Source organism: Salinicola socius, assembly GCF_001937195.1.
GTDB lineage: Bacteria > Pseudomonadota > Gammaproteobacteria > Pseudomonadales > Halomonadaceae > Salinicola > Salinicola socius.
In genome coordinates, this window is record NZ_MSDO01000058.1 from 1 (window position 1) to 655 (window position 655).

Here is a 655-nt window from a genome sequence, read left to right on the forward strand (position 1 = left end):
GATTGCCTGCCCACTGCTGCTGTTCCAGGGAACTCGTGACCCGTTCGGGCGGCGCGACGAGGTCGAGGGTTATGATTTTCCGGCGCAGGTCGAGTGTCATTTCATGGAGGGCGGCGACCACGACTGGCAGGCCCCTAAGCGCCATCTGCAGACGCAGTCCACATTGATCGATGAAGCTGTTGGCCACGTGGCGCGGCGGCTGGGCGCAAGTGAATGATCCAGATGAAGAAAAGCGGCGTGAAAAGCTGTTGACTTTCAACCGGCCGCAGGTAGAATGCAGCGCCACGTGACCACGGGTGGTTAGCTCAGCTGGGAGAGCACCAGCCTTACAAGCTGGGGGTCACAGGTTCGAACCCTGTACCACCCACCATCATGGTTTCATGATGCTCGGGTATCACGTGTTGCAAGTCGCAGTAGCGGGAAAAGCGTTGGAGTCTGCGGACCGGTAGTTCAGTCGGTTAGAATGCCGGCCTGTCACGCCGGAGGTCGCGAGTTCGAGTCTCGTCCGGTCCGCCATTCCATCAGTTTTCTCACGCCGTCAAGGTATGCGATATCATTGCAGGTGGGGCAGTTCGCTAGTTGCGTAGTTCGTATCAGGGGTCCTTGTTTCGACATGAATTCTTGATGCACAGAGTGGACCGGTAGTTCAGTCGGT

1 protein-coding gene and 2 tRNA genes are annotated in these 655 nt (G+C 57.9%); all 3 read left to right on the forward strand.

The window, feature by feature from the left end; translation table 11 throughout:
- A partial coding sequence (locus BTW07_RS19895; protein WP_341864706.1) for an alpha/beta family hydrolase occupies positions 1–217 on the forward strand: 217 nt, incomplete at its 5' end.
- Between the two features lie 77 nt (positions 218–294).
- A tRNA-Val gene (locus BTW07_RS18695) sits at positions 295–370 on the forward strand.
- A gap of 69 nt (positions 371–439) precedes the next feature.
- A tRNA-Asp gene (locus BTW07_RS18700) sits at positions 440–516 on the forward strand.
- The last annotated feature ends 139 nt before the right edge of the window (positions 517–655 follow it).